General features: G+C 55.0%; 1 rRNA gene. It reads right to left on the bottom strand.

Going from position 1 to position 823, the window contains the following annotated elements:
• Positions 1 to 823, bottom strand: a 23S ribosomal RNA gene (locus AAAT87_RS15415); the annotation flags it as partial.

Genomic DNA, 823 nt, shown 5'->3' with positions numbered 1-823 from the left:
TTGCTATCCCGCGCCTTCGGTGTCTGCCTTATACCCGATTATTATCCATGCCCGGACCCTCGACTAGTGAGCTGTTACGCACTCTTTGAATGAATGGCTGCTTCCAAGCCAACATCCTAGCTGTCATAGGGACCAGACTTCGTTAGACTAACTCAGGCAGAACTCCGGGACCTTAGACGGCGGTCTGGATTCTTCTCCTCTCGGGGACGGACCTTAGCACCCGCCCCCTTACTGCCGGACTGCAGACCGTGAGCATTCGGAGTTCGTCAGGACTCGATAGGCGGTGAAGCCCTCTTGTCCTATCGGTCGCTCTACCTCTCACGGTGACCATCCGACGCGGCACCTAAATGCCTTTCGGGGAGTACGAGCTATCTCCAAGTTTGATTGGCCTTTCACTCCTACACTCGGCTCATCCAGAAGCTTTTCAACGCTTATTGGTGCGGACCTCCATCCCGTGTTACCGGGACTTCATCCTGGCCAAGTGTAGATCACTTGGTTTCGCGTCTACCCCCACTGACTGTGCGCCCTATTCAGGCTCGCTTTCACTGCGGCTACGTACCTCATGGTACTCAACCTCGCCAGTGACGGTAACTCGTAGGATCATTATGCAAAAGGCACGCCGTCACATCGCAAGATGCTCCGACCGCTTGTAGGCGCATGGTTTCAGGAACTATTTCACTCCCCTGCTCGGGGTTCTTTTCACCTTTCCTTCACAGTACTCGTTCGCTATCGGTCTCACGGGAGTATTTAGCCTTACCGGATGGTCCCGGCAGATTCGCGCAGGATTCCTCGTGTCCCGCGTTACTCAGGATACCGCTATGCC

It is taken from the genome of Segatella sinensis (assembly GCF_040095255.1).
GTDB lineage: Bacteria > Bacteroidota > Bacteroidia > Bacteroidales > Bacteroidaceae > Prevotella > Prevotella sinensis.
Note: the sequence above shows the minus strand (reverse complement) of the source record. Positions and strands in the feature narration are given on the sequence as shown.